Genomic DNA, 1442 nt, shown 5'->3' with positions numbered 1-1442 from the left:
GGCCCTTCACAGATGAGCATGGGCAGCGGGGTGCGCGGGGACGTTCCGGAGGGCGTGTTGTGAGGGCCGGGGAGAGGTCGAGGCCTCCAGGATGAGAGGTGCTGAATCTACCCATCCTGTAAGGCCTCGACGTGTCTCATGCTATCTGCGCGCCTGCGTGCGCGCTCTTCGACCTGCCCGATGTCCACGTGCTTGCCGTGGAACGCGGGCTGCGTTCGTTCGCCCTGGCCGTAGAGACAGTGCCGGCACTGGTTGGCTGTCCGTCCTGCGGTGTGCTCGCCACCGGCCACGGCCGGCGGGAGGTCCTGCTCCACGATCTGCCCTGCGCTGGGGTGCCGATGCGGGTGCTCTGGCGCAAGCGAATCTACCGGTGCCTCGAGGATGCCTGCGAGATCTCGACGTTCAGCGAGATCCATTCGCTGGCGGCCCCGCGGGGCAAGCTCACCACCCGCGCGATCGCCTGGGCCGTGGCCCAGCTGCGCTCCCACGACATCGCCGTCTCGGCCCTGGCGGAGATGCTCGGGGTCGCCTGGAACACTGTCTGGCACGCCATCGCACCCGTCATCGAGGACCAGTTGGCCGCAGAGGACCGGCTGGCCGGGGTCAACGCCTTGGGTGTGGACGAGCACGTCTGGCGCCACGTGGGTCCGCCCGGCACCGGGCTGGTCACCGGCATCGTGGACCACTCCCGCGGTGAGGACGGCCGACCCAGGGCGCGACTTCTGGACCTGGTCAAGGGTCGCACCGGGGCCGCCTACAGCGACTGGCTCATCGAGCAGGGGCCGAGGTTCACGAGCGGGATCCGCACGGCGACGCTGGACCCGTTCCACGGTTGCGCCAACGCGATCCGCGACGAGCTCCCCGAGGCCATCACGGTGCTCGACGCCTTCCACGTGGTGAAACTCGGTGGCCAGGTCGTCGACGAGGTCCGCCGCAGGGTGCAGCAGGACACCCTGGGCCACCGTGGGAGGGCCGGAGACCCGCTCTACGGGATCCGCCGCACCCTGCAGATCGGCGCCGAGCACCTCACGCCCAAGCAGATCACCCGCCTGAACACGAAGCTCGAAGCCGGGGACCCGCACCACGAGGTCACCCTAGCCTGGCACTGCTACCAGAAGCTGCGCGCCGTCTACCACGCCCGCCCCGAAGCCGGACGCCGGCTCGTCGCCGAGATCCTGGGCACCTTCCCGACCTGCCCGATCCCGGAAGTCGCCCGGCTCGGGCGCACACTGCGCCGCTGGAGGGCCGCGATCCTGGCCTACTTCGACACCAACGGCGCCTCGAACGGGCCCACCGAGGCCGTCAACGGGGTGATCGAGACGATGCGCAGGGTCGCCCGGGGCTTCCGCAACTTCGACAACTACCGGCTACGCGCCCTGCTCGCCGCCGGCGGCCACCGGCCGTGGCGGAAGACGCCTACCCATGCTCATCTGTGAAGGGCC

Annotated in this window: 1 protein-coding gene; it reads left to right on the top strand. The window is 70.2% G+C overall.

Annotated features, from left to right (window positions below):
• The first annotated feature begins 131 nt into the window (after positions 1–131).
• A complete protein-coding gene (locus QYM41_RS17505; RefSeq protein ID WP_368801047.1) occupies positions 132–1436 on the top strand; it encodes an ISL3 family transposase in 1305 nt (434 codons plus the stop codon).
• Positions 1437–1442: the final 6 nt, after the last annotated feature.

This window comes from Kocuria oxytropis, assembly GCF_040981195.1.
GTDB classification, from domain to species: Bacteria; Actinomycetota; Actinomycetes; order Actinomycetales; family Micrococcaceae; genus Kocuria; species Kocuria oxytropis.
Note: the sequence above shows the minus strand (reverse complement) of the source record. Positions and strands in the feature narration are given on the sequence as shown.